Genomic DNA, 20,654 nt, shown 5'->3' with positions numbered 1-20,654 from the left:
GCCCCCGCCCTGCGGTGCGCGTCCCCACCGGTTCCCCCTGCCTGGTGGGTCCCCCAATCGCCCGCAGGGCGGGTGGCAACCAACTCAGCCCCTGGCGTCAAAGTCACTCCACGGCCCCAAACTCCGCAGGTCACGGCCGTTCAGGAGAATCCAAGGCCCGAGTAGGCACACGGTTTTGTAGAGACCTTGTGCAGGGGAACCCCGGGCCTGCGTCAGACAAGGTTGAGCTGAGCCCCCGGCGTGTCGCAGTCGATCACTGCGAGTCTCGCGCCGGGGGCTTAGACCGTCCTGAGGGCGCGGGTGAAGAAACACCAGCTCGGGAACCGATGATGCCGTGACAGGACTAACGGAGTCCTGGTTTGCTGGTGGTACTCGTGTTGTCGAGATGTTGGCAGGACCTCGTGTCAGATCACTCTTCGTACGCTCCGAAGTACGTCCAGATCATGGAGACGCTTCGCGCCCGGATTGAGGACGGGACCTATCCCGTCAACGCGCCGATTCCCTCTGAGGCGGCGCTTGGGCGAGAGTTCGGGGCGTCGCGTCCCACGGTGGTCCGCGCTTTGAATGAGATGCAACTGCTGGGTGAGCTGCATCGTGAGCATGGGCGGGGCACCTTCGTGAAGGCGGCTCCCGCGTCGGGGGCGCGTAACAGCCGGCCCGGTCTGGCCGTCCTGGATCGCCAGGAAAGCGCCACATCGGTCAGGGTGGTGCAAGTCGGTCGTGCCGCTGCGCCGGGTGCGGTGGCGATGCTGCTCGGCCTGGCTGAATCGGCTCCTGTGCACCTGCGGCGATACGTGGGGCTGTATGACTCCATCGCCAGTGAGCTTGTCTCGCTGTGGGCTCCGCTCGATGTCGCGCGGGCCTCGGGTCTCGACCAGGAGGGGCCGTTGACGGTTCCCGTCCGCCAGCTCGTGACCGCGTCGGCCAAGGACCGATTGACCCGCGTTGACGAGCGCCTTCAGGCTCGTCGTCCTACCGAGCAAGAGCGCGAATCCCTCGACCTGGCGGAGGGTGAGCCGGTGCTGTCGGTGCTGGGCTCGGTGGTCGACTCCACGGGGCGTACGGTCCTCGTCGTCGAGGTCGCTCTTCCCGGGTCGCTTCACGTGCTCGAAGTGTCCTACGGAATGTGACCCAGATCACTCGATAAGTCGTCTTGCACTCCTTGTAAATCCGCTCTCGTCGCATAGTCTGTCGATACAGCAACTCGACAGGTCGAGTTGACGTCAGAAGGATCGAACGACAGGGAGTGATCACGATGGCGGTGCAGGGTCCGTTCAAGGTCGCGTTCGGGGACGTGTTCCCCTACGGCGCGTACATCAAGGGCGGTGTCGAGCCGGTGCGCGACTTCGACCGGTCGACGAAGGAGAACTTCGTCCAGGCGCGCGACAAGGACGCCGGGGAACTGGTCTGGGCGGTGGAGGTCCTGGACGCCGACCCGGAACAGAAGGGGACGTTCAAGGTCAAGCTGATGGGGCCGGTGCAGCCGATCATGCCGGAGGCTCCGGCGGGGTTCCCGTTCGTGCCGGTCGAGTTCGACGGCTTGGCCGTGACGCCGTACGTCAACTCCGGTACCGGGCGTCTGGCCTACAGCCTCAAGGCGGCGGCGGTGCGTCCGGCCAACTCCCGGGGCGGCGCAACCCGTACCTCGGGCAAGGACAACGCTGCGAAGGATGCGGCCTGATGGCGGGCGGGCGCATGTCGGCGCTGTCGCTGCCCATCGACGGTGCGGCCTCCACCGAGTTCCGGGCGTTCCGGGCTCGTACTCCGCTGTTCACCGTCTCGGCCGGTCGGGTGTTGGTCACCCTCACCCTTCCCGAGCGACTCAACTCCTCGGATGTGGAGTTCGCGCGGGGGCTGGCCGAGCAGGCGGCGGCGTACGCGGTGGAGGTCGAGCGGCTGTACCGCTCCGGCCGGTCCTCGTCGGGGCGGTCCTCGGGCAAGAGGAGGGCTGCGTGATGGATGCCTACAGCTACACGACGGTTCAGGTGGAGCCGGACGGGTCGGCGCTGACGTCGGTGTGCATGCGGCCGGATGAGCGGATGTCGGTGCTGTACCCGCGCGGCAAGAACCGGGCCCAGATCTCGATCACGCACGCCTACGCCTACATGCTCATCACCCCGACCAGGCCAGCGGCACCGACCGCCGAAGACGTCCGGGTCGCGCGCAAGCTCGCCGAGTCGTTCGCGGCGTATGCGGCCGAGGTGGAGCGGCTCCACGCCCTCAACAACCCACAGGGCGAGTCCTCCGAAGACCCGGCGGCCTGAATCTGGGTGGGGCGGCTGGAGCTGGTACCTCCGGCCGCCCCGCTCTCTCCCCTGAACAGCGCAAAAGAAGAGGTGACCCATCATGGCATGGGAGTTTCGCAAACTTGGTCCCGGTGAAAACGTCGCGGTCGAAACCCAGCGCGACCCCTTCGCGGCCCCCAAGTGGGCGCCTCCGGTGTGGCACATGCCAGAGGGCCTGGTCCTGATCGTTAACGCCGTCCGTTTCCTCGTCCGCGCGCTCGTGTTCCTGGTCCGCAACATCGTCCCCGTCTCCATCGCGGCCGGGCTCGGCTGGCTCGGCTACCGGTTCGGGTGGACCGTCCCCGTCCTCGTCCTGGCCCTCGTCGCCGTCGTCCTCGGTACCTGGGCTGCGGTGGACCGTCCGTCCTTCGCCGGTTGGGTGGCCCGTCCCGTCCGGTCCTGGTGGCGGCTGGTGTTCATCTACCGGCGGGACTGGCAACCCGTGCTGGTCACGGCCGGACTCACCAAGGTGCACAAGGGGCGCGAATACCTGCCCTCCCTCGTCCGCGTCCGCTGCGGTCCAACGTCGGATCGTGTCCTGGTCCGCATGCTCAAAGGGCAGGCACCCGACGCCTGGGAAGCCGTCGCGGTCAACCTCGCGCACGGCTTCGGCGCCTCCCTGGTCCGCGTTCGGAACGGGGACCGTCCGGGACGGATCTGGCTGGAGTTCGTCCGCCGCGATGCTCTCGCCGAACCGATACCGGCGCTGCCCGTCCCGAACGCCTCCGACGTCGATCTGTCCGGGCTGCCAGTCGGACGGGCCGAGGACGGCTCACCCTGGCGCCTGCGGCTCCTCGGAACCCACGTCCTCATCGCGGGGGCGACGGGGGCCGGCAAGGGCTCGGTCATCTGGTCCACCATCCGCGCGCTGCTGCCGCTCCTGCTCGGCGGCCTGGTGGAGGTGTGGGCGGTCGACCCCAAGCGCATGGAACTGAGCTTCGGGCGGGCGCTGTTCGAACGGTACGGGCGCTACAGCGACGACCCCAAGGGCGGCATGGTCGACCTCCTGGAAGCGGCGGCCGAGGACATGAACGCACGCGCCGAACGCTTCGCCGGTCACACCCGGTCGTTCACGCCCTCGCGGGAGTTCCCGTTCCGGGTGATCGTGGTGGACGAGCTGGCGTTCCTGACCGCCTACTGCCCCGAACGCGACCTGAGAAAGCGCGCCGAGTCCGCGCTTGCCGTGCTCACCACACAGGGCCGGTCGGTGGGGTACTGCGTCATCGGGGCGCAGCAGGACGCGCGCAAAGAGGTCAACAACCTGCGCAACCTGTTCCCCGACCGCATCGCCCTGCGCCTGGACGAAGACGACCAGGTCGACATGGTGCTCGGCGACGGTGCCCGCGACCGTGGCGCCCTGGCCGATCAGATCTCGTCCGTCCCCGAGGTCGGCGCGGGGGTGGGGTTCGTCCGGCTGGAGACCAGTCCGGATCCGGTGCGGGTGCGGGCCGCGTTCGTCTCCGATGCCGATATCCGGGCGATGGTCGCCTACGGGCTGCCCGACCTCGACATCGAGGGGGCCGCGTGACCAAGACCCGCCCGACCGTCACGCAACCCACCCTGGACGCTCCCGACGTCGACGTCTCCTCGCCCGACCCTTCCTCGGAACCGGTGGTCAAGACGCTGCCTCCGCTGGCGCGCGGGGTGCTGGAATCGGTCGCGGTCGAACACGGCGTCTGCATCCGACCGGTGCCCATGCGGCGCGTCGACCTCAACACGGGCGCGGCCGAGATGGTGTACGTCCCGTGCGGTCACACCCTGGCCTCGGTGTGCCCCTCGTGCGCCGAACGCAAGCGCAAACTCCGCGCCGTCCAATGCAACCAGGGCTGGCACCTGGACACCGAACCCCAGATCACCCGCGCCGACCCCGACGACGAGCAAAGCGTGTGGATGGAACTGCGGGCCCAAGCGGCGGCGGCTCGTGATCGTGCGGCAGAGGACGGGACGGCGGACGGGGAAGACTCCGAGTTCTGGGACGCGGTGGTGCGCGACCTCGACCATGAGCTCGAACGCTCCGGGGTCCGCGGTGCCCTCAAGACCGGTGACGACAGCAAGGGCCGGCGCTCCCGGTCGACTCGACGGCGGCAGGATGCACCGGACCTTCCTCGTCGGCCGGTCGACTCCCGCACCGTGGGCAAGGTGTTCCGCGGCCGTGAGGGGAAGACGTTCCGGCCCTCGATCTTCCTGACCCTGACATTGGACTCCTACGGGCGGGTGCGCTCGGACGGAACGCCGGTCGACCCCGACACCTACGACTACACGCGGGCGGCGCGCGATGCCCTGCACTTCTCCAAGCTGATTGACCGGTTCGTGCAGAACCTGCGCCGCTTTGTCGGCTACGACGTGCAGTACTTCGCGGCCGTCGAACCGCAACGCCGCTTGGCTCCCCACCTGCACATGGCCATCCGCGGAACCATCTCCCGCGCCGAACTACGGCAAGTCGTGGCGGCCACCTACCACCAGGTGTGGTGGCCTTCCACCGACCGCGTCGTCTTCGAGGGGGAACGGCTCCCGGTCTGGGACGAGCTTGCGGGCGAGAACGGCGGCTACCTCGACCCGGCAACCGGCGACGTCCTCCCCACCTGGGATGAAGCCCTAGACGCCCTCGGTGAGGATGACGACGCCGAACCGCTTCACGTCCTGCGGTTCGGACGGCAGATCGACGCCCAGGGCGTGATGGCCGACTCCCCACAGTCCCGCAAGCTCATCGGCTATCTGACCAAGTACCTCGTCAAGGGCGTGGCCGAGTGCCACAACGCCGAGACCAGTCGGCAGCGTGAGCACGTCGACCGGATGGCCGAGACCCTCCGCTACGAACCGTGCTCACCCACGTGCGCGAACTGGCTGCGCTACGGCGTCCAACCCAAGAATCCGCGGGAAGGGATGATCCCTGGCCTCTGCAAGGGCAAAGCGCATCGCCGCGAACACCTCGGCTACGGCGGCCGCCGCGTCCTGGTCTCCCGCAAATGGTCCGGCAAGACCCTCGCCGACCACAAAGCCGACCGCAAAGCATGGGTCCTCGCACGCCTCGCTGAGGCCGGTGTCCCCGTCACCAACCCGACCGACCCGAACGCCATGCACGTCTGGGAACGCGCCGGACCCGGCGACCCGGACGTCAGACCGACCGAACAACGTCTTCTCCTGCTGATCAACGAACGCATCCAACGACGCAAGCAACTCGACCAAGCGACCAACAACCCCACCCCAGGACTTTCGGCAACTGCGGAGGCGGCGTGACCAAGCGACCCGACATATCTCCGGCTGACAGGCTGTTGACCGTGGCTGAGGCGGCCGAGTACCTCAACACCTCCCAGCGGTTTCCCCGGCGGCTCGTCGCTCAAAGGCGCATCCGCTTCGTCAAGGTCGGACGCTTCGTCCGCATCCCCGAATCCGCGCTTCGAGAGTTCGTCGCGGCCGGGCTAGTGGAGCCCATGACCGCATCCGACGTCTGGAGGGCCGCGTAATGGCGAACAAGGACGGTCACCGTCGTTTCGGCAGTATCCGCAAGCGGGAATCCGGCCGGTACCAGGTCCGCTATCCAGGCCCTGACGGACGGATGCGCACCGCGCCGAACACCTTCGCGACCAAGACTGAGGCGGACCGGTATCTGACTCTGGTTGAAGCGCAGATCCTCAACGGTGACTGGACCGACCCTGAGCGGGCGAAAGTCAAGCTGGCGGACTATGCCGCGAAGTGGATCGAACAGCGTCCCGGCCTGCGACCTCGTACGGTCGAACTGTACGTTCGGCTTCTCCGCAAGCACATCGCGCCTCACCTGGGCGGCGTCCAGCTCGGCAACCTCAGTACTCCGATGATTCGTGATTGGCGCATGACGCTCCTCAACGAGGGTGTCTCGGCGTCCGTGACCGCAAAGGCGTATCGGCTGCTCCGCGCGGTGCTGATGACGGCCTCCGAAGAGGATCGGATCATCCCGCGCAATCCCTGTCGTATCCGTGGAGCCGGTGACGAGAGTCCAGAGGAACGGCCGGTCCTGACCCTCGCTCAGGTCTTCGACCTCGCTGACCTCGTCGGGCGGCGTCCGCTCGGCAACATCCGCAAGCTTTCCGCCACGGAATACCGGCTCCGGTACAAGCTCGTTGACGACGGCATGCGGGCCTTCCCTCAGAACTTCCCTTCCAAGGATGCGGCTGAACGGGTCCTGTGGTCGATGGCTCTCGACGGTCACGCGGCCGTCCAACAGGACGACAGTTTCCGGGCGCTCGTCCTCCTCGCGACCTTCGCAAGTCTGCGTTGGGGTGAGGTGGTAGCGCTGCGGCGGCGGGATATCGACCTAGAGGCCGGCACCGTGACCGTCCGGCGGCAGTACCTCGAAATGGACAGCGGAGACATGGTCGTCGGTCCGACGAAATCCCGGGCGGGTGCTCGCACGGTGGTACTTCCGGCGGCGATTGTTCCGGCAATCCGGGATCACCTGGAACGGCACACGTCCTCCGACCCGACTGCCCTCGTCTTCACGGGCGCGAAGGGCGGCGTCCTACGGCGGGGCAACTTCCGGCGCGCGTCGCGGTGGGCCGATGCCGTGGCAGCGATCGGCGTTCCGGGACTGCACTTCCATGACCTTCGGCACACGGGCAACACGCTCGCCGCGCAGAGCGGGGCCAGTCTCCGCGACCTCATGGACCGGATGGGGCATGACAGCGTGCGGGCGGCGATGATCTACCAGCACGGGACGTCCGAAGCGGGCAAGGCGATCGCCGATTCGCTCAACGAACGGATCACGGCGGCCGGTGCCACGGACGACGATGACGGGACGGCCGGTGCGCTGGTTCCGGTGGCCTAATGGCCCGTTAATGGCCCGAACGCCCTCATCCATGATCGGGATGAGGGCGTTTTGCCTGGTGGAGCCTAGGGGATTCGAACCCCTGACACCCGGCTTGCAAAGCCGGTGCTCTACCAACTGAGCTAAGGCCCCTTGCGGCGGGACAAGCCTACCCGTGGTCCGCGGTCACCGTGTCATCGACCGGGGACGGTAGGACGAGGTCGGGGAGGGCGGCGACGCTGGGGAGGGTGTGGGTGGCGCCGGCGGTGAGGAGGCGGTCGCGGTCGTGGGCTCCGGTGAGGACGCCGGCGACGATGGACGCGCCGGAGCGGTGGCCGGAGCGCATGGCGGCGGCGGTGTCGCCGCAGACGGCGATGTTGCGGACGCCGTCCACGCCGAAGCGCAGGGCTGCGGCGAGGATGAGGTCGGGCCATGGGCGGCCGCGGGGGACGTCCTCGGGGCAGAGCGTCATGTCGACGCGATCCCACCAGCCGAGGGTGTCGAGGATTCGGGCCTGCGTGCGGCGGCCGAAGCCGGTGAGCAGGCAGACGCCGATGCCAGCGGCGCGCATGCGGTCCAAGGCATCGTCGGCACCGGGCACGGGGGCCAGGCCGCGCCGGTCGACGAGTTGGTCGTAGGAGCGTTCGAACGCCAGGTTCGCGGCCTGGGCGCGGGGCTCGTCGAAGAGCGAGCGGAAAATGCCGATCTTCGACTCGCCGCGCGACTCGCGGAAGCGGGCCAGAGCACGCTCGTACGCCGCCGTGCCGGAGACGATCCCCAATGCGGCGATCGCCTCGGCGAAGGCGGTGTGGACGGTGCCGGTGTCGGCGACAGTGGTCCCGGCGAGATCGAGGCAGGCGACGGTGATCGGCTCTGCTTCGTTCACGCCGGGGCCTTATCGCCGGCGTCTCAGCTGTCGGACGACGTGGCCTCGGTCCACAGGTCCAGCTCGGCACGGTCCTGCTGCAGACGGCGCCAGACAGCGAAGCCACCGAGAGCGACAACAGCGAGAACAAGCAGCTTCTTCACGGTGGGACCCCTTCACCTTCGACTATGAAGCCAAACCCGGGATTTGTTCGCTTCATGTGCTTCCCCAGGCTCTCCGCAGCCTAGCAATCGTTCATGGGCGTTCCGCACCCCCTCGCCGTATCGGACCGGATGTCCAATCCCGGTGCGGGTGCTGTCACGTCCGCGCCATCTCGCCGGGACGCCCGAACGGCCGCATAATCCGAGGGGACGGATCTTCGGGAGTGCCGATGGCTGAGGACGACTTCCGGCGCTGGGAACGCGAGTTCGACTCGGGCGCGCCGGACGAGGGGGCGTCCGGGAGCCGGGGGATGGTGCTGGCCGCGGGGGTGACCGCGATGGGGTGCACCGCCATGATCGCGGCGGGTCAGGTGCCGCTGGGCGCGGCCGGGCTGGTGCTGTCGTCGATCATCCTGCTGCTGTGGCGGATCGGGATGTGATCCGCAATGATCTCGGCATGGAGCTGCGCGGAGCGACCGTCCTGGTGACCGGGGCGACCGGCGGGATCGGCCGGGCACTGGCGACGGCGCTGGCCGAACGCGGCGGGCAGATCGTCCTCACGGGGCGGCGGGCTGACGTGCTGGAACCGCTGGCCGAGCGGCTGGGCGGCCGGGCCATCGTGGCCGATCTGGCCGATCGTGAGGCGGCCGAGCTCCTGCTGGACGAGGCGGGCCGGGTGGACGTGCTGGTGGCGAACGCGGCTTTGCCGGCGTCCGGGCTGCTCGCCGAGTACTCGATCGACGAGGTCGACCGGGCACTGGACGTCAACCTGCGTGCGCCGATCGTGATGGCGAAGATCGCGGGCGCGCGGATGGCCGATCGTGGCCGCGGGCATCTGCTGTTCGTGTCGTCGCTGGCCGGGAAGACGGCGTCCGGGAACGCGTCCCTCTACAACGCGACGAAGTTCGGTATGCGGGGGTTCGCCCTGGCGCTGCGGGAGGACCTGCGGCCGCATGGCGTCGGCGTGTCGACGGTGTTCCCCGGCTTCATCCGGGACGCGGGCATGTTCGCCGACGCCGGGGTCTCCCTTCCCAAAGGCGTCGGCACCCGGTCACCCCGGGACGTGGCGCGGGCGGCCGTCCGGGCCATCGAGCGGAACGTCGCCGAGGTCGACGTGGCGCCGCTCGGTCTGCGGCTCGGAGCCAGGCTGGGCGGTGTCGCGCCCGTCCTGTCCGCGGCCGTACAGCGCCGCGCAGGCGGGCATCGGGTCTCGCGGGGCCTCGCCGACGGGCAACGCGACAAACGCTGAGCTTTCGCCCGTGCCGGTCGGCGGCGGGTGTGCCGGAGCGCAGTGCTCCCTGCTTGGCTCGGGCGTCCTCACGAGGAGGTCCGCGCAGTGTGGACGTGGCGGACCATGACCGGCCACCCGGGACCGAGGCTGGGCCCTGGAGAGCTCATCCGCGCGACTCTGTCAGGAAGCTCGGACATCCGCAGGATCGGCCGCGGCGTCGTTCGGCGCGGCCCGCTCGGACGCGGGAGCCCGGCGCGCGGTCGCGAGGACGGAACCGCCGAGGATCAGCGCGAACGACACCATGATCGTCCCGGTGAGGGGCTCGCCGTGGAACAGGACCCCGGCGGCGACCGCGACGGCCGGGTTCACATAGGTGAACACCATCCCCCTGGACGTGCCGACCTCGCGGATCAGTTCGAAGAACACGATGAACGCGAGCGCCGTGCACACCAGACCGAGCCCGATGAGCGCGGCGAGCACCTGCCCGCTCGGCATCGATTCCGGGCGGGTGAGGACGGCGGGCCCTGTGTAGACGAGCGCCGCGATGGCCAACGCGAACGCGGCCACCTGCAGGGTCGGGAGGGCCTGGAGGCGCCGGGCGGCGATGATCGGCGCGATCGAGTACCCGAGCGCGACGAGCATCACCTCGCCGATCGCCCACGCGCTGCCGCCTCCGAGGTGCGGCCAGGCGAGGACTCCGACCCCGGTCAGCCCGACCAGCAGTCCCGCCCAGCGCAATGGTCCGAGCCGCTCCGAGTCACCCGTGAGCCTGGCCACCGCGAACCCGATGATCGGGACGGCGGCGATCAGCAGGCCCGTCATGGAGCTGGTCAGCCGGGTCTCGGCGTCCGACAGCAGCGCCCAGGGGCCGAGGATCTCCACCGCGGTGAACGCCAGCAAGGGACGCCAGTGGCGGCGCACCGCGTCCAGCCGTCCCGCCCGGACGGCCAGCGGCAGCAGCACGGCCGCGCCGAGTGCGGTCCGCGCGAACACCACCATGGCGACCGAGACCTCCTCGACCGCCACCTTGATCATCAGATAGGGGATGCCCCACAGCACGCCCATCAGCGCGAACAGCACCCAGCCACGGCGACTCATCCGAACCTCCGTCCCACCGGCCCGCCCGAGTTGAGCGCGCCCATCCAACACACCGGTCCGAGCGCCCGACCCGGGGCCTGTCCGGGGCACGCACCGGTCCGTACGCCCGGCCGAAGCCCCGTCCGGCGAGCGACTCGCCCCGGCAGGAGCAACCCCGTGCACACCGCCGGCACGCGGCCGCCCGCGCACGAGCGCCTGCGGACGCCGTCCGCACGCGGCCGCTCGTACGACCACAGGTGCGCAGCCGGTGTACGCCGATGCCGACAGACGACGTGTGCCGCCGACAGCACGTGCTGAACGGTGTCCCAGCCGTTTGCATGCGGGCGGTCTGGACGAGTTCAGGATGCGTGGCGGCGGTTTGTGCTGTCTTGAACGCTGTTGCGGTACGCGCCGGGCGTGACGCCGACGACGCGCCGGAACCATCGTGTGAGGTGCGCCTGGTCGGCGAATCCGACGAGCGTCGCGGCCTCCGCCGGGCGGTGTCCCGCGTCGAGCAGCGCGCGGGCGCGCGTCACGCGGTGCTGGGCGAGCCAGGCGTACGGCGGCATGCCCATCGCGTCTCGGAAGGCACGGAGCAGTTGGTAGCGCGAGAGCTCCAGGTCGGCGGCGACCTCCGCGAGGGACGGTGGGGCGACCAGCTCGTCCGACAGGCGCGTCGCGGTAGCGCTGGCGATCTGCGCGACGTCGGTCCGGCGTGGCCCAGGAACGATCTTCGGGACGGGCTCCGCGTGCCGTCCGACGAGCGCGCCGAGCACGGCGAACAGGCGTGACTCGCCTTCCAGCGGGTCCTCGCCGAGCCGGAGGGCGCGGTGGGCGAGCCGCAGTGCTTCGCCGAGCCGCCGATCGTCGATGATCGGCTCACGGAAGTGCGGCCGCGCCGACCCGTCGCCGGCCGTCATCGCACTGCCCAGCAGCTCGGCGTCCGGGTAAAGGCACAGGTAGGCGAAGCCTTCTGGACGTGCCGGGCCGCCGGTGTGCGCTTCCCCGGGCTCGACCACCACGACGCTGCCGGCGGCGGAGTAGACGTCGTCGCCGCGGTAGCGCATCGTCTCCACGCCGTCGACGGTGACGCCGATCGCGTACTCGTCGTGGATGTGCGGCGCGTAGTGGCGGCGGCCGATCCGGGCCGTCAGCAGGTCGAGTGTGGACCCCTGTATGCCGTCGACCCGCGTCCAGACGGTCCGGTCGGCCTTGATGACCCGACGGTCAGGCGGAGAAGACGTGCCGGAGCCGCCAGCGATCCTCGTCACGGCCGAGCTCCGCGACCGCCACGCCCTCGGCACCCGTGACGCGGACCCGGTAGACCCGGCCTTCGGGGGGCGTTCCGTAGGTCTTCAGCACCTCGTCGACCGCGTAGCGCGACCCCCGCCACTCGTACGCGGTGAGCCGCCCCGCCAAGTCGTGCTCGGCGCGGATCGGCTCGTTCAGCAACTGGCCCATGCGGCGAGCGTAGCACGGGTTCGAACTGATGTTCGCAGGTCGGAAGGGCCTTCCAGGACCCTACCGCCCCGGCCCGGGGGCATCGCTTGCGTGCGCATCTGCGCGCCGCCGGGCGTGGCGCGGCACTCGACCTCATGCCGGCATTCGAACGGAACGCGTCTCCCACGTCCAGACCAACGGCGAATGTCACCTCCCTCTTCCCTCGCGGGGCGGGCCGGGCATCACCAAGCGTTCACGATCACTCCTCCAATGGCCGTTATCCACAGGTTGGGGATACCAGTCGCACACACCTCCCGGACCGTGCCGACAGGCGCTCCGGGAGGCGTGTCCACAGGGAGATCCCCAGAACAACAGGCCTTTCCGCGGATCGGGCGCCGTTTGGACGTCGTCTCCTCCAGCATCCACAGGACAAGACGACCACGCACGGAATCCACAACCTGTGGATAACCGCCGTGCACAACCTGGGTACGACTGCCGGTGCCCACGTCCACCATTCTTCCCCAGCTTGCCCCCAACCTCGGCGACCACTTGTCCACGTCGTGGAAAAGCCGCTGACCAGCCAGAACGGGGGTCCCGGCGAGTCGTCGCCCACAGCCCGTTCACAGCCTGTGGGTGAATCGCCTCCACAACCCGGCGCCACCAGTGGACAGCGTCGCCCACCGGAAATCCCCAAGCACGTCCCCAACTCCCGTAGCTGTGAACGTTGGTTCAGGCGTCGTGAATGGTCGATTCCAAGTCGGCCAGGCGTTGCAGGTCGTCCTTCAGAGCGGACGGATCGGGGGGAGGTGGATGTCGCGCGCTTCGGCCGTGAGGGCACGGGCGCGGGCCCACTCCTCCAAGGCGACGGCGGCGTCGGCGCGCAGGACGAGGGCCTGGACGCGCTCCACCCCACTCTCCAAACGGCGTGGACGCGTCGCTCAGTCCCGCAGAGACCATGCCACGAGAGGATGATGTGCATGATCGCGGCTGCGAGGATGGCGGCCACACCTGAATCCAAAGAGCACGGGCGGGAAATCCGCCTGGTCACACCGCCCAGCGGACAACGGATCCCCACGGCGAGCACCAGTCTTGAGGCGGGGCAGGGGCATATCCCAGAAAAGTTATCCACAGCTTGTGGATCACGGGCAACTCCCGGCCACCCGAACAACGACCACGAGCCGACAAGCGGCATGGGGCGGAGCCCGGCATCATGACCAGCGACCGGACGTCCCCAGAACTCGGCCGCCGTTGACACCACTATGCCCCTCCGCAGCGTGCAATGCCCGTGGCGCGTCCATTGGCCATCGCCGCGTTGGGGGAACCACCGCCCGATCGGGTGTGGTCGGAGAGGCCCGGTTGGAGGATGCTGAAGGGCGCCGGAGAGGAGCGCTGATGAACCTGGCGATGAGTGCGGCGGAGCGGGAGGCCTATCTCGCTGAAATACGCGTGGGCGTCTTGAGCATCACGGAAGGGACGGAGCGGGGGCCGCTGGCGATACCGGTCTGGTACCTGTACGAGCCGGGCGGTGAGGTCACCTTCATCACCGGCCGCGACAGCCGCAAGATGGCGCTGGTCCAGACGGCGGGACGGGTGAGCCTCGTCGTGCAGGACGCGTCGCTGCCCTACCGGTACGTCTCGGTGGAGGGCCCGGTCGTCTCGATCGAGGACCCGGCACGGCAGGAGGATCGCCGTACGCTCGCCGAGCGCTATCTGGGTACCGAAGGCGCGGCCCAGTATCTGGAGTCGACGAAGGATGTCGCCGACACCATGGTCCTGGTCCGGATACGTCCTGAACGCTGGTACACCCGGGACTACAGCAAGGGGTGAACGGCTGCCGTCGAAAAGACCCCCACCGGCAACCGGTGGGGGTCTTCGAGGTGGTGGGCCTAGGAGGACTTGAACCTCCGGCCTCATCCTTATCAGGGATGCGCTCTAACCGACTGAGCTATAGGCCCGGGTTGTGCCGCTGAACTGGCGGCGCAACGAGAGGTTACCCCATCTGGCGGGGCAACCGGAAATCGATTACTCGGCCTCCTTGAGGGTCACTTCGACGCCGCCGACGAGGTCGGCGGCGAGGTTGTAAATGACGGAGCCGACGGTGGACAGGGCGGTGATGAGCAGGACGTTCAGGGCACCGACGAGGACGGTGTAGCCGAAGATGCGGAAGAACGAGAACCAGTTGCCCGCGTCGACGGCTCCGGTGGTCTCGCCCTGCTCCCTGGTGAGGCTGTTGATCGTGTCGCTGATGGCGTCGAACACGCCGAGGCCGGACAGGATCGCGTAGAGGACGATGACGGCGACGAGGAGGATGACGAAGCAGACGACGGCCATGACGAAGCTGAACTTCATCACCGACCACGGTTCGAGCCGGGCGAGCTGGAGCTGGGCCTTGCGCGCCGGCTTGCCGGAGGCGGCGTTGGACGTGGTGTTCGCCTGCGTCGCCGGCCGGTCCTTGAGGACGGTGCGTGCGAAGCTCGGACGGTTCTGCTTGGCGGGGGTGTTGTCGCCGGGCGTCGAGGGCGGGGGGTTGCCCGAGTTGAACTGCTTGGCGGGCTGTTCCGTACGTCCTGTGGAGACCGAACCGGACGGCTCGGCGGGCTTGGCCCAGCCCGCCGAGCCGGGAGCAGATCCGGAGGAGGCGGGAGTCCGCCCGGAGGAGGCGCCACCGGGCTTCGGGGCCGGGTCCGCCTTCGGGCTCGCGGGCTTCTTGGGCGGCGGGCTCGCCGGCTTGCCCTTGGGCGGTTCGGTGGTGTCCTTGACCGGGGCTATCCCCGGCGAGGGAGAGCCGGCCCCTTTCGCCGGCTCGTCCCTGAGGGAGACCAGATCGGTTCTGGTGTCTTCCGTACCGGGCTTCGGGGCGGCCGCTTCCGTGACCGACTTCGGCGCCCCGGAATCCGTGCCCGACCTCGGTGCGGACGAACCGCCGCCCGGCTTCGGCGTATCCGACTCCGTGCCGGACTTCGGTGCGGACGATTTCGGCGCGGACGATTTCGGTGTGGACGAGCCGGTGCCGGACTTCGGGGTGCCGAAGTCGGTGCCGGATTCCGGGGTGGACGAATCCGGCTTCGGCGGGGGTTCGGAGTCGGCGCTGGAGCTCGCCGGTGCCGATTCCGGGCCGGCCGTGTCCGTGTCCGCGGCCGTGTCCTGGCCGGTGGAGTCGATCTCGACGGTCGTCTCGTCCCGGCCGGACTTGGCGGCCACGGCCTTACCCGGTTTGGCGGCGGGCTTGTCGGTGGGCTTCGCGCCGGATTTGGCCGCCCCGGGCTTCTTGCCGGAGCCCCCGGCGCCGGAGCCGTCCGCGCCGGGCCCACTGCCCTTGCTCTTGCCGGGCTCGGTGCTCACGTGTCCTCCTGGCCTATCGGCTCACTGCCGGGCTGCGGTCCATCACTCACCATCGCCCCCCTCGACGTCGTCTGAGTCCTCCATGGACTCTACGTTCCTCGCGATGGCCACCACGCTGTCCCCGTCCGCGAGGTTCATCAGGCGGACGCCCATGGTCTGCCTGCCGGACTGCTTGATCTCCGCGGCGGTGGTGCGGATGACACCACCGTTGGACGTCATCGCGAACACCTCGTCGTCCGGGCCCACCATGAGGGCACCTACCAACATCCCTCGCGACTCAACGATCTTAGCGGTGAGAACGCCCTTACCCCCACGTCCCTGGAGCGGGTACTGGTCGACCGGGGTCCGCTTGGCGTAGCCGCCCCGGGTGGCCACCAGGACATCCTGGGAGGTGTCCTGCACCACCAGCATGTTAAGGACTTCCTGGCTTTCCTCGAAACGCATGCCGATGACGCCGGACGTGGCACGGCCCATGGGCCGCAGCGACTCGTCGTCGGCGCGGAAGCGGATCGCCTGGGCGCCGGTGGAGACCATCAGCAGGTTGTCGTCGGACGAGACGAGCCGCGCGGCGATCACCTCGTCGTCGTCGATCAGGTTGATCGCGATGATGCCGCCGGTGCGGGGCGAGTCGAAGTCGCGCAGCGCGGTCTTCTTGACGCGGCCGTGCTTGGTGCCGAGCACCAGGTAGGGGGCCACCTCGTAGTCGCGCAGGTCCATGACCTGGGCGATGCGCTCGTCCGGCTGGAAGGCCAGCAGGTTCGCGACGTGCTGGCCACGCGAGTCGCGTCCGGCGTCGGGCAGCTCGTAGGCCTTGGCGCGGTACACGCGGCCCTTGTTGGTGAAGAACAGGATCCAGTGGTGCGTCGTGGTGACGAAGAACTGGTCGACGATGTCGTCCTGCTTGAGCTGCGCGCCGCGCACGCCCTTGCCGCCGCGCCGCTGCGCCCGGTACAGGTCGCTCTTGGTCCGCTTGGCGTAGCCGCCCCGCGTGATCGTGACGACGATGTCCTCTTCGGCGATGAGGTCCTCGTACGACACGTCCCCGTCGAACGGGATGATCTGCGTGCGGCGCTCGTCGCCGTACTTGTCGACGATGGGGGCGAGCTCGTCGGCGACGATCTGGCGCTGCCGCTCGGGCGAGGCCAGGATGTCGTTGTAGTCGGCGATCTCCGCCATGAGCTTGTCGTACTCGTCGGTGATCTGCTGGCGTTCCAGGGCGGCGAGCTTGCGCAGCTGCATGTCGAGGATGGCCTGCGCCTGGATCTCGTCGATCTCCAGCATCCGCATCAGGCCCTGCTGCGCCTCCGAGGCGGACGGCGAGCGGCGGATGAGCGCGATGACCTCGTCGATCCGGTCGAGGGCCTTCAGCAGCGCACGCAGGATGTGAGCGCGCTCCTCCGCCTTGCGGAGCAGGAACCGGGTGCGGCGGACGATGACGTCGACCTGGTGCGAGACCCAGTGCCGGACGAACTGGTCGATGCGCAGGGTGCGCGGCACACCGTCGACGAGCGCGAGCATGTTCGCGCCGAACGTCTCCTGAAGCTGGGTGTGCTTGTACAGGTTGTTCAGGACGATCTTGGCGACGGCGTCCCGCTTGAGGACGATGACCAGGCGCTGGCCCGTCCGGCCGGACGTCTCGTCGCGGACGTCGGCGATCCCGTCGAGCTTGCCCTCCTTCACCCCGTCGGCGATCTTGAGGGCGAGGTTGTCCGGGTTGACCTGGTAGGGCAGTTCGGTGACGACGAGGCAGGTGCGGCCCTGGATCTCCTCGACCTCCACGACGGCGCGCATCGTGATGGAGCCGCGGCCGGTGCGGTAGGCCTCCTCGATGGTCTTGCGGCCGACGATCAGCCCGGCGGTCGGGAAGTCGGGGCCCTTGATGCGCTCGAGCAGCGCCTCGAGCAGCTCGTCGTCGGAGGCGCCGAAGTTGTCCAGGTACCACCTGACGCCCTCGGCGACCTCGCGCAGGTTGTGCGGCGGGATGTTGGTCGCCATCCCGACCGCGATCCCGGCGGACCCGTTGACCAGCAGGTTCGGGTACCGCGACGGGAGTACGTCCGGCTCCTGCGAACGGCCGTCGTAGTTGGGGGAGAAGTCGACGGTCTCCTTGTCGATGTCGCGCAGAAGCTCCATCGCAAGGGGTGCCATGCGGCACTCGGTGTACCGCATGGCCGCGGCGGGGTCGTTGCCGCGCGAACCGAAGTTGCCGTTGCCGTCGACCAGGGGGTACCGCATCGCCCACGGCTGCGCGAGCCGGACGAGCGCGTCGTAGATGGCCGAGTCACCGTGCGGGTGGTAGTTGCCCATGACGTCGCCGACGACGCGGGCGCACTTGAAGTAACCGCGGTCAGGACGGTAGCCGCCGTCGTACATCGCGTACAGGACACGGCGGTGGACGGGTTTGAGGCCGTCACGTACCTCGGGCAGCGCGCGCGCGACGATGACCGACATCGCATAGTCGAGATAGCTCTTCTGCATCTCGACCTGGATGTCGACCGGTTCGATCCGTTCGCCCGGGTGGCCGCCCTCTGTGGTCACGTCCGTCACTCTCAAGACCTCTTCTGCTCGGTGGGATGCAAGTACGGTCGCCTCTGGGAGTCAGGCCGCTGGGAGCCCGGCCGAGGCCCGCACTCAGATGTCGAGGAAGCGCACGTCCTTGGCGTTGCGCTGGATGAACTCCCGGCGGGGCTCGACCTCCTCGCCCATGAGCACACTGAACAGCTCGTCCGCCTGGGCGGCGTCGTCGAGCTGCACCTGCAGCAGGACCCGGTTGTCGGGGTCCATGGTGGTGTCCCAGAGCTCGTTGGCGTTCATCTCGCCGAGGCCCTTGAAGCGCTGCACCTGGTCGCGGGGACGCGGGTCGCGCTTGCCCGCGGCGACGCCGGCCTCGATGATCGCGTCCCGCTCGGAGTCGGAGTAGGCGTAGTCGGAGTCGCCGCCCCGCGCGTCCCACTTGATCTTGTAGAGCGGGGGCTGCGACAGGTAGACGTGCCCGGCCTCGATCAGCGGCTTCATGAACCGGAACAGCAGCGTCATCAGCAGCGTGTTGATGTGGTGGCCGTCCACATCGGCGTCCGACATCAGGATGATCTTGTGGTACCGGAGCTTGGCGATGTCGAACTCGTCGTGCACGCCGGTGCCCAGCGCCGTGATGATCGCCTGCACCTCGTTGTTCTTCAGGATCCGGTCGATCCTGGCCTTCTCCACGTTGAGGATCTTGCCGCGGATCGGGAGGATCGCCTGGAAGTGCGGGTCGCGGCCGCCCTTCGCGGAGCCGCCCGCCGAGTCGCCCTCGACGATGTACAGCTCCGACTTGGTCGGGTCGGTGGACTGGCAGTCCGACAGCTTGCCGGGCAGCGACGTCGACTCCAGCAGGCTCTTGCGCCGGGTCAGGTCGCGCGCCTGCCGCGCCGCGACCCGCGCGCGCGCCGCCTGCGACGCCTTGTTGATGATCTCCTTGGCCTCGCCCGGGTTCTCCTCGAACCAGTCGCGTATGTGCTCGTTGCACGCCTTCTGGACGAACGACTTGGCCTCGGTGTTGCCGAGCTTGGTCTTGGTCTGCCCCTCGAACTGCGGGTCGGCCAGCTTGATCGAGATGATCGCGGTGAGGCCCTCGCGGACGTCCTCGCCGGTGAGGTTGTCGTCCTTGTCGCGCAGCAGGCCCTTGTCGCGGGCGTAGCGGTTGACGATCGTGGTCAGCGCCGCCCGGAAGCCCTCCTCGTGGGTGCCGCCCTCGGCCGTGTTGATCGTGTTCGCGAAGGTGTGGACCGACTCGGCGTAGGACGAGTTCCACTGCATGGCGATTTCCAGCGACATGCCCGTGGTGTCGTCGCCGAAGTACACGACCGACTCGTGGGCGGCGTCCTTGCGCGCGTTGAGGTAACGCACGAAGTCCTCGATACCGCCCTCGTAGTGGTACCGCACGATGTGCGGCTCACCGTTGATGTAGTCGGGACGGTCGTCCTCCAGCGTGATGGACAGGCCGCGGTTGAGGAACGCCATCTCCTGCATGCGGCGGGAGAGGGTCTCGAAGTTCCACTCGAGGGTCTCGAAGATCTCGGGGTCCGGCCAGAAGGTGATGCGGGTACCGGTCTCCTCGGTCGCCTCGCCCTTGCGGAGCTCGGTCTCGGGCCCCTGCCACGTGTACGACTGCCGCCACACGTGGCCGCTGGTGCGGACCTCGGCCTCCATCCGCGAGGACAGCGCGTTCACCACGGCGGAACCGACACCGTGCAGGCCGCCCGACACGGCGTAGGACTTGCCGTCGAACTTGCCGCCCGCGTGGAGCGTGGTCAGCACCAGCTCGATGGCCGGCCGCTTCTCCACAGGGTGCTCGCCCACCGGAATGCCGCGGCCGTTGTCGACGACGCACACGCCGCCGTCGGCCATCAGGTTCACCACGATGTCGTCCGCGTAGCCCGCCAGAGCCTCGTCGACCGCGTTGTCCACGATCTCGTAGACGAGATGGTGCAGGCCACGCTCACCGGTCGAGCCGATGTACATGCCCGGGCGCTTGCGAACCGCCTCAAGCCCTTCAAGGACAGTGATCGAACTAGCGTCGTACGCCAAAGGAGATCCTCCTGCCGGGGATGTCTGCCGCTCCGCACCCGAGGGAGGTGCGGTGTGCCCCGTAACACACATGAGGGCACCCGGTTGTGCTCTGTTCGTCTTGGTCAGAGCCCGGGGCACCCCTTGGCGGCGCAGCATCCTGAACCGATTCCATTCTACCGGGTGACGCGGCGAAAAGTGGTACTCGCGAGCGCTGTGTGTGCGCGTGGCGGCCGAGCGGCCCTGGAGCCACACCCCCCTATATGACCCGGGGGGTTCGAAAGGCTGTGTTCATTGCAGTGCCCTTGGCGGTCGGGCCCTGGGGGCCCTCCCTTCGGCGGGCACTGCGTGCGATCGCTGGCATCGCTTCGACTCGCCTGGCGGCTCGCTGCGCGATCAGGTTTCTCGCAGGCTCGCAACCTGCCTTCGGACGCGATCGCGACTGTTCAGGTTGTTGCGTGGTGCGGTGACGCTGAGGTCGGCGCAGTAGTGGGTGCTGGTTGCGTGTACCTGGCGGCTCACTGTGTTCATTGCAGTGCCCTTGGCGGTCGGGCCCTGGGGGCCCTCCCTTCGGCGGGCACTGCGTGCGATCGCTGGCATCGCTCCGGCTCGCCTGGCGGCTCGCTGCGCGATCAGGTTTCTCGCAAGCTCGCAACCTGCCTTCGGACGCGATCGCGACGGTTTTGGTTGTTGCGTGGTGCGGTGACGCTGAGGTCGGCGCAGTAGTGGGTGCTGGTTTGCATGTCCCTGACGGCTCACTGCGGTCGATCGTTGGCGCGACGGTTTGGATCGTTGCGGGGTTGCGGTGGTGGCTGGGGTCGGCGCAGTAGACAGTTTAGGTGGTCGCGGTGCACGGCACTCGTAATCGCGGTGGACGGGGGTGGTCAGCGGACGCGCCAGGCGCCGGGGCGGCGGGGGCCTGAGG

General features: G+C 68.7%; 20 protein-coding genes and 2 tRNA genes. 11 read left to right on the top strand and 11 right to left on the bottom strand.

The annotated features are described in order from the left end of the window. The first annotated feature begins 443 nt into the window (after positions 1-443). The 8 genes from E1285_RS31465 (at position 444) to E1285_RS31430 (ending at position 7,086) form a co-directional block, all read left to right on the top strand. On the top strand, positions 444-1,130 hold the full coding sequence (locus E1285_RS31465) for a GntR family transcriptional regulator (protein ID WP_165966828.1): 687 nt from the start codon (positions 444-446) through the stop codon (positions 1,128-1,130). 125 nt (positions 1,131-1,255) lie between these two features. Beyond that, the gene (locus tag E1285_RS31460; RefSeq protein ID WP_132158198.1) at positions 1,256-1,681 is read left to right on the top strand and encodes a plasmid replication, integration and excision activator; all 426 of its coding nucleotides are present in this window, start codon (positions 1,256-1,258) and stop codon (positions 1,679-1,681) included. Beyond that, positions 1,681-1,956 (top strand): hypothetical protein, encoded by a 276-nt coding sequence (locus E1285_RS31455; protein WP_132158197.1) that lies wholly within the window; start codon positions 1,681-1,683, stop codon positions 1,954-1,956. The genes E1285_RS31460 and E1285_RS31455 overlap by 1 nt, the downstream gene beginning before the upstream one ends. Beyond that, the gene (locus E1285_RS31450) at positions 1,956-2,264 is read left to right on the top strand and encodes a hypothetical protein (RefSeq protein WP_132158196.1); all 309 of its coding nucleotides are present in this window, start codon (positions 1,956-1,958) and stop codon (positions 2,262-2,264) included. Before E1285_RS31455 ends, E1285_RS31450 begins: the two co-directional genes overlap by 1 nt. 82 nt (positions 2,265-2,346) lie before the next feature. After that, positions 2,347-3,813 (top strand): FtsK/SpoIIIE domain-containing protein, encoded by a 1,467-nt coding sequence (locus E1285_RS31445; protein ID WP_243723175.1) that lies wholly within the window; start codon positions 2,347-2,349, stop codon positions 3,811-3,813. Next, positions 3,810-5,522, top strand: a complete 1,713-nt coding sequence (locus E1285_RS31440) for a replication initiator (protein WP_347814111.1) — start codon at positions 3,810-3,812, stop codon at positions 5,520-5,522. The genes E1285_RS31445 and E1285_RS31440 overlap by 4 nt, the downstream gene beginning before the upstream one ends. A gap of 41 nt (positions 5,523-5,563) precedes the next feature. Next, positions 5,564-5,749 (top strand): excisionase family DNA-binding protein, encoded by a 186-nt coding sequence (locus E1285_RS31435; RefSeq protein WP_243723174.1) that lies wholly within the window; start codon positions 5,564-5,566, stop codon positions 5,747-5,749. Next, the gene (locus E1285_RS31430) at positions 5,749-7,086 is read left to right on the top strand and encodes a site-specific integrase (RefSeq protein WP_132158195.1); all 1,338 of its coding nucleotides are present in this window, start codon (positions 5,749-5,751) and stop codon (positions 7,084-7,086) included. Before E1285_RS31435 ends, E1285_RS31430 begins: the two co-directional genes overlap by 1 nt. A 56-nt stretch (positions 7,087-7,142) precedes the next feature. Here the strand turns inward: E1285_RS31430 and E1285_RS31425 are convergent. The 3 genes from E1285_RS31425 to E1285_RS47715 form a co-directional block, all read right to left on the bottom strand. Next, a tRNA-Ala gene (locus E1285_RS31425) sits at positions 7,143-7,218 on the bottom strand. A gap of 16 nt (positions 7,219-7,234) precedes the next feature. Next, on the bottom strand, positions 7,235-7,951 hold the full coding sequence (locus E1285_RS31420) for an HAD family hydrolase (RefSeq protein WP_207946954.1): 717 nt from the start codon (positions 7,949-7,951) through the stop codon (positions 7,235-7,237). Between the two features lie 23 nt (positions 7,952-7,974). Beyond that, a complete protein-coding gene (locus E1285_RS47715) occupies positions 7,975-8,094 on the bottom strand; it encodes a DLW-39 family protein (RefSeq protein WP_220163873.1) in 120 nt (39 codons plus the stop codon). A 227-nt stretch (positions 8,095-8,321) separates the two neighbouring features. On the opposite strand from E1285_RS47715, the gene E1285_RS31415 reads away from it, so the two are divergent. Together E1285_RS31415 and E1285_RS31410 are read left to right on the top strand one after the other, a co-directional pair. Beyond that, positions 8,322-8,531: a hypothetical protein gene (locus E1285_RS31415; RefSeq protein WP_132158194.1), complete on the top strand. Its 210-nt coding sequence runs from the start codon at positions 8,322-8,324 to the stop codon at positions 8,529-8,531. Next, on the top strand, positions 8,513-9,340 hold the full coding sequence (locus E1285_RS31410; RefSeq protein WP_243723173.1) for an SDR family NAD(P)-dependent oxidoreductase: 828 nt from the start codon (positions 8,513-8,515) through the stop codon (positions 9,338-9,340). The genes E1285_RS31415 and E1285_RS31410 overlap by 19 nt, the downstream gene beginning before the upstream one ends. Before the next feature lie 162 nt (positions 9,341-9,502). Here E1285_RS31410 and E1285_RS31405 read toward each other — a convergent pair whose 3' ends face one another. The 4 genes from E1285_RS31405 to E1285_RS48290 all read right to left on the bottom strand — a co-directional run bounded on the left by E1285_RS31405 (position 9,503) and on the right by E1285_RS48290 (position 12,747). Further along, positions 9,503-10,420, bottom strand: a complete 918-nt coding sequence (locus E1285_RS31405; protein ID WP_132158193.1) for a DMT family transporter — start codon at positions 10,418-10,420, stop codon at positions 9,503-9,505. A 338-nt stretch (positions 10,421-10,758) separates the two neighbouring features. Beyond that, positions 10,759-11,670 carry an AraC family transcriptional regulator gene (locus E1285_RS31400; protein ID WP_132158192.1) on the bottom strand — a complete coding sequence of 304 codons (912 nt, stop codon included), beginning with the start codon at positions 11,668-11,670 and terminating at the stop codon, positions 10,759-10,761. Then, entirely contained in the window at positions 11,627-11,860 is a 234-nt protein-coding gene (locus E1285_RS31395; protein ID WP_132158191.1) for a hypothetical protein, read from the bottom strand. The genes E1285_RS31400 and E1285_RS31395 overlap by 44 nt, the downstream gene beginning before the upstream one ends. A gap of 761 nt (positions 11,861-12,621) precedes the next feature. After that, complete coding sequence (locus E1285_RS48290) at positions 12,622-12,747, bottom strand: hypothetical protein (RefSeq protein WP_279510110.1); 126 nt, start codon at positions 12,745-12,747, stop codon at positions 12,622-12,624. Between the two features lie 484 nt (positions 12,748-13,231). Here E1285_RS48290 and E1285_RS31390 point away from each other — a divergent pair, with 484 nt between their 5' ends. Beyond that, on the top strand, positions 13,232-13,666 hold the full coding sequence (locus E1285_RS31390; RefSeq protein WP_243723172.1) for a pyridoxamine 5'-phosphate oxidase family protein: 435 nt from the start codon (positions 13,232-13,234) through the stop codon (positions 13,664-13,666). Between the two features lie 51 nt (positions 13,667-13,717). Here the strand turns inward: E1285_RS31390 and E1285_RS31385 are convergent. The 4 genes from E1285_RS31385 to gyrB all read right to left on the bottom strand — a co-directional run bounded on the left by E1285_RS31385 (position 13,718) and on the right by gyrB (position 19,750). Then, a tRNA-Ile gene (locus tag E1285_RS31385) sits at positions 13,718-13,794 on the bottom strand. Positions 13,795-13,861: 67 nt separating this feature from the next. Further along, positions 13,862-15,181: a DUF3566 domain-containing protein gene (locus E1285_RS47710; protein ID WP_243723171.1), complete on the bottom strand. Its 1,320-nt coding sequence runs from the start codon at positions 15,179-15,181 to the stop codon at positions 13,862-13,864. A gap of 42 nt (positions 15,182-15,223) precedes the next feature. Further along, positions 15,224-17,728, bottom strand: a complete 2,505-nt coding sequence (gene gyrA / locus E1285_RS31375; protein WP_132158190.1) for a DNA gyrase subunit A — start codon at positions 17,726-17,728, stop codon at positions 15,224-15,226. A gap of 84 nt (positions 17,729-17,812) precedes the next feature. After that, positions 17,813-19,750, bottom strand: coding sequence for a DNA topoisomerase (ATP-hydrolyzing) subunit B (gene gyrB / locus E1285_RS31370; RefSeq protein WP_132158189.1), 1,938 nt, complete (start codon positions 19,748-19,750; stop codon positions 17,813-17,815). Positions 19,751-20,654: the final 904 nt, after the last annotated feature.

The sequence above is a fragment of the Actinomadura sp. 7K507 genome (genome assembly GCF_004348425.1).
In the GTDB taxonomy this organism is placed as follows: domain Bacteria; phylum Actinomycetota; class Actinomycetes; order Streptosporangiales; family Streptosporangiaceae; genus Spirillospora.
This window is presented reverse-complemented; position numbering and strand designations above follow the sequence as displayed.

Bases quoted from the DNA above. Each gene is read 5' to 3' on its own strand.
- E1285_RS31455 (WP_132158197.1), top strand. From the start codon at position 1,681: ATGGCGGGCGGGCGCATGTCGGCGCTGTCGCTGCCCATCGACGGTGCG.
- E1285_RS31390 (WP_243723172.1), top strand. From the start codon at position 13,232: ATGAACCTGGCGATGAGTGCGGCGGAGCGGGAGGCCTATCTCGCTGAA.
- E1285_RS31450 (WP_132158196.1), top strand. From the start codon at position 1,956: ATGGATGCCTACAGCTACACGACGGTTCAGGTGGAGCCGGACGGGTCG.
- E1285_RS31445 (WP_243723175.1), top strand. From the start codon at position 2,347: ATGGCATGGGAGTTTCGCAAACTTGGTCCCGGTGAAAACGTCGCGGTC.
- E1285_RS31460 (WP_132158198.1), top strand. From the start codon at position 1,256: ATGGCGGTGCAGGGTCCGTTCAAGGTCGCGTTCGGGGACGTGTTCCCC.
- E1285_RS31415 (WP_132158194.1), top strand. From the start codon at position 8,322: ATGGCTGAGGACGACTTCCGGCGCTGGGAACGCGAGTTCGACTCGGGC.
- E1285_RS31395 (WP_132158191.1), bottom strand. From the start codon at position 11,860: ATGGGCCAGTTGCTGAACGAGCCGATCCGCGCCGAGCACGACTTGGCG.
- E1285_RS31465 (WP_165966828.1), top strand. From the start codon at position 444: ATGGAGACGCTTCGCGCCCGGATTGAGGACGGGACCTATCCCGTCAAC.
- E1285_RS31405 (WP_132158193.1), bottom strand. From the start codon at position 10,420: ATGAGTCGCCGTGGCTGGGTGCTGTTCGCGCTGATGGGCGTGCTGTGG.
- E1285_RS31430 (WP_132158195.1), top strand. From the start codon at position 5,749: ATGGCGAACAAGGACGGTCACCGTCGTTTCGGCAGTATCCGCAAGCGG.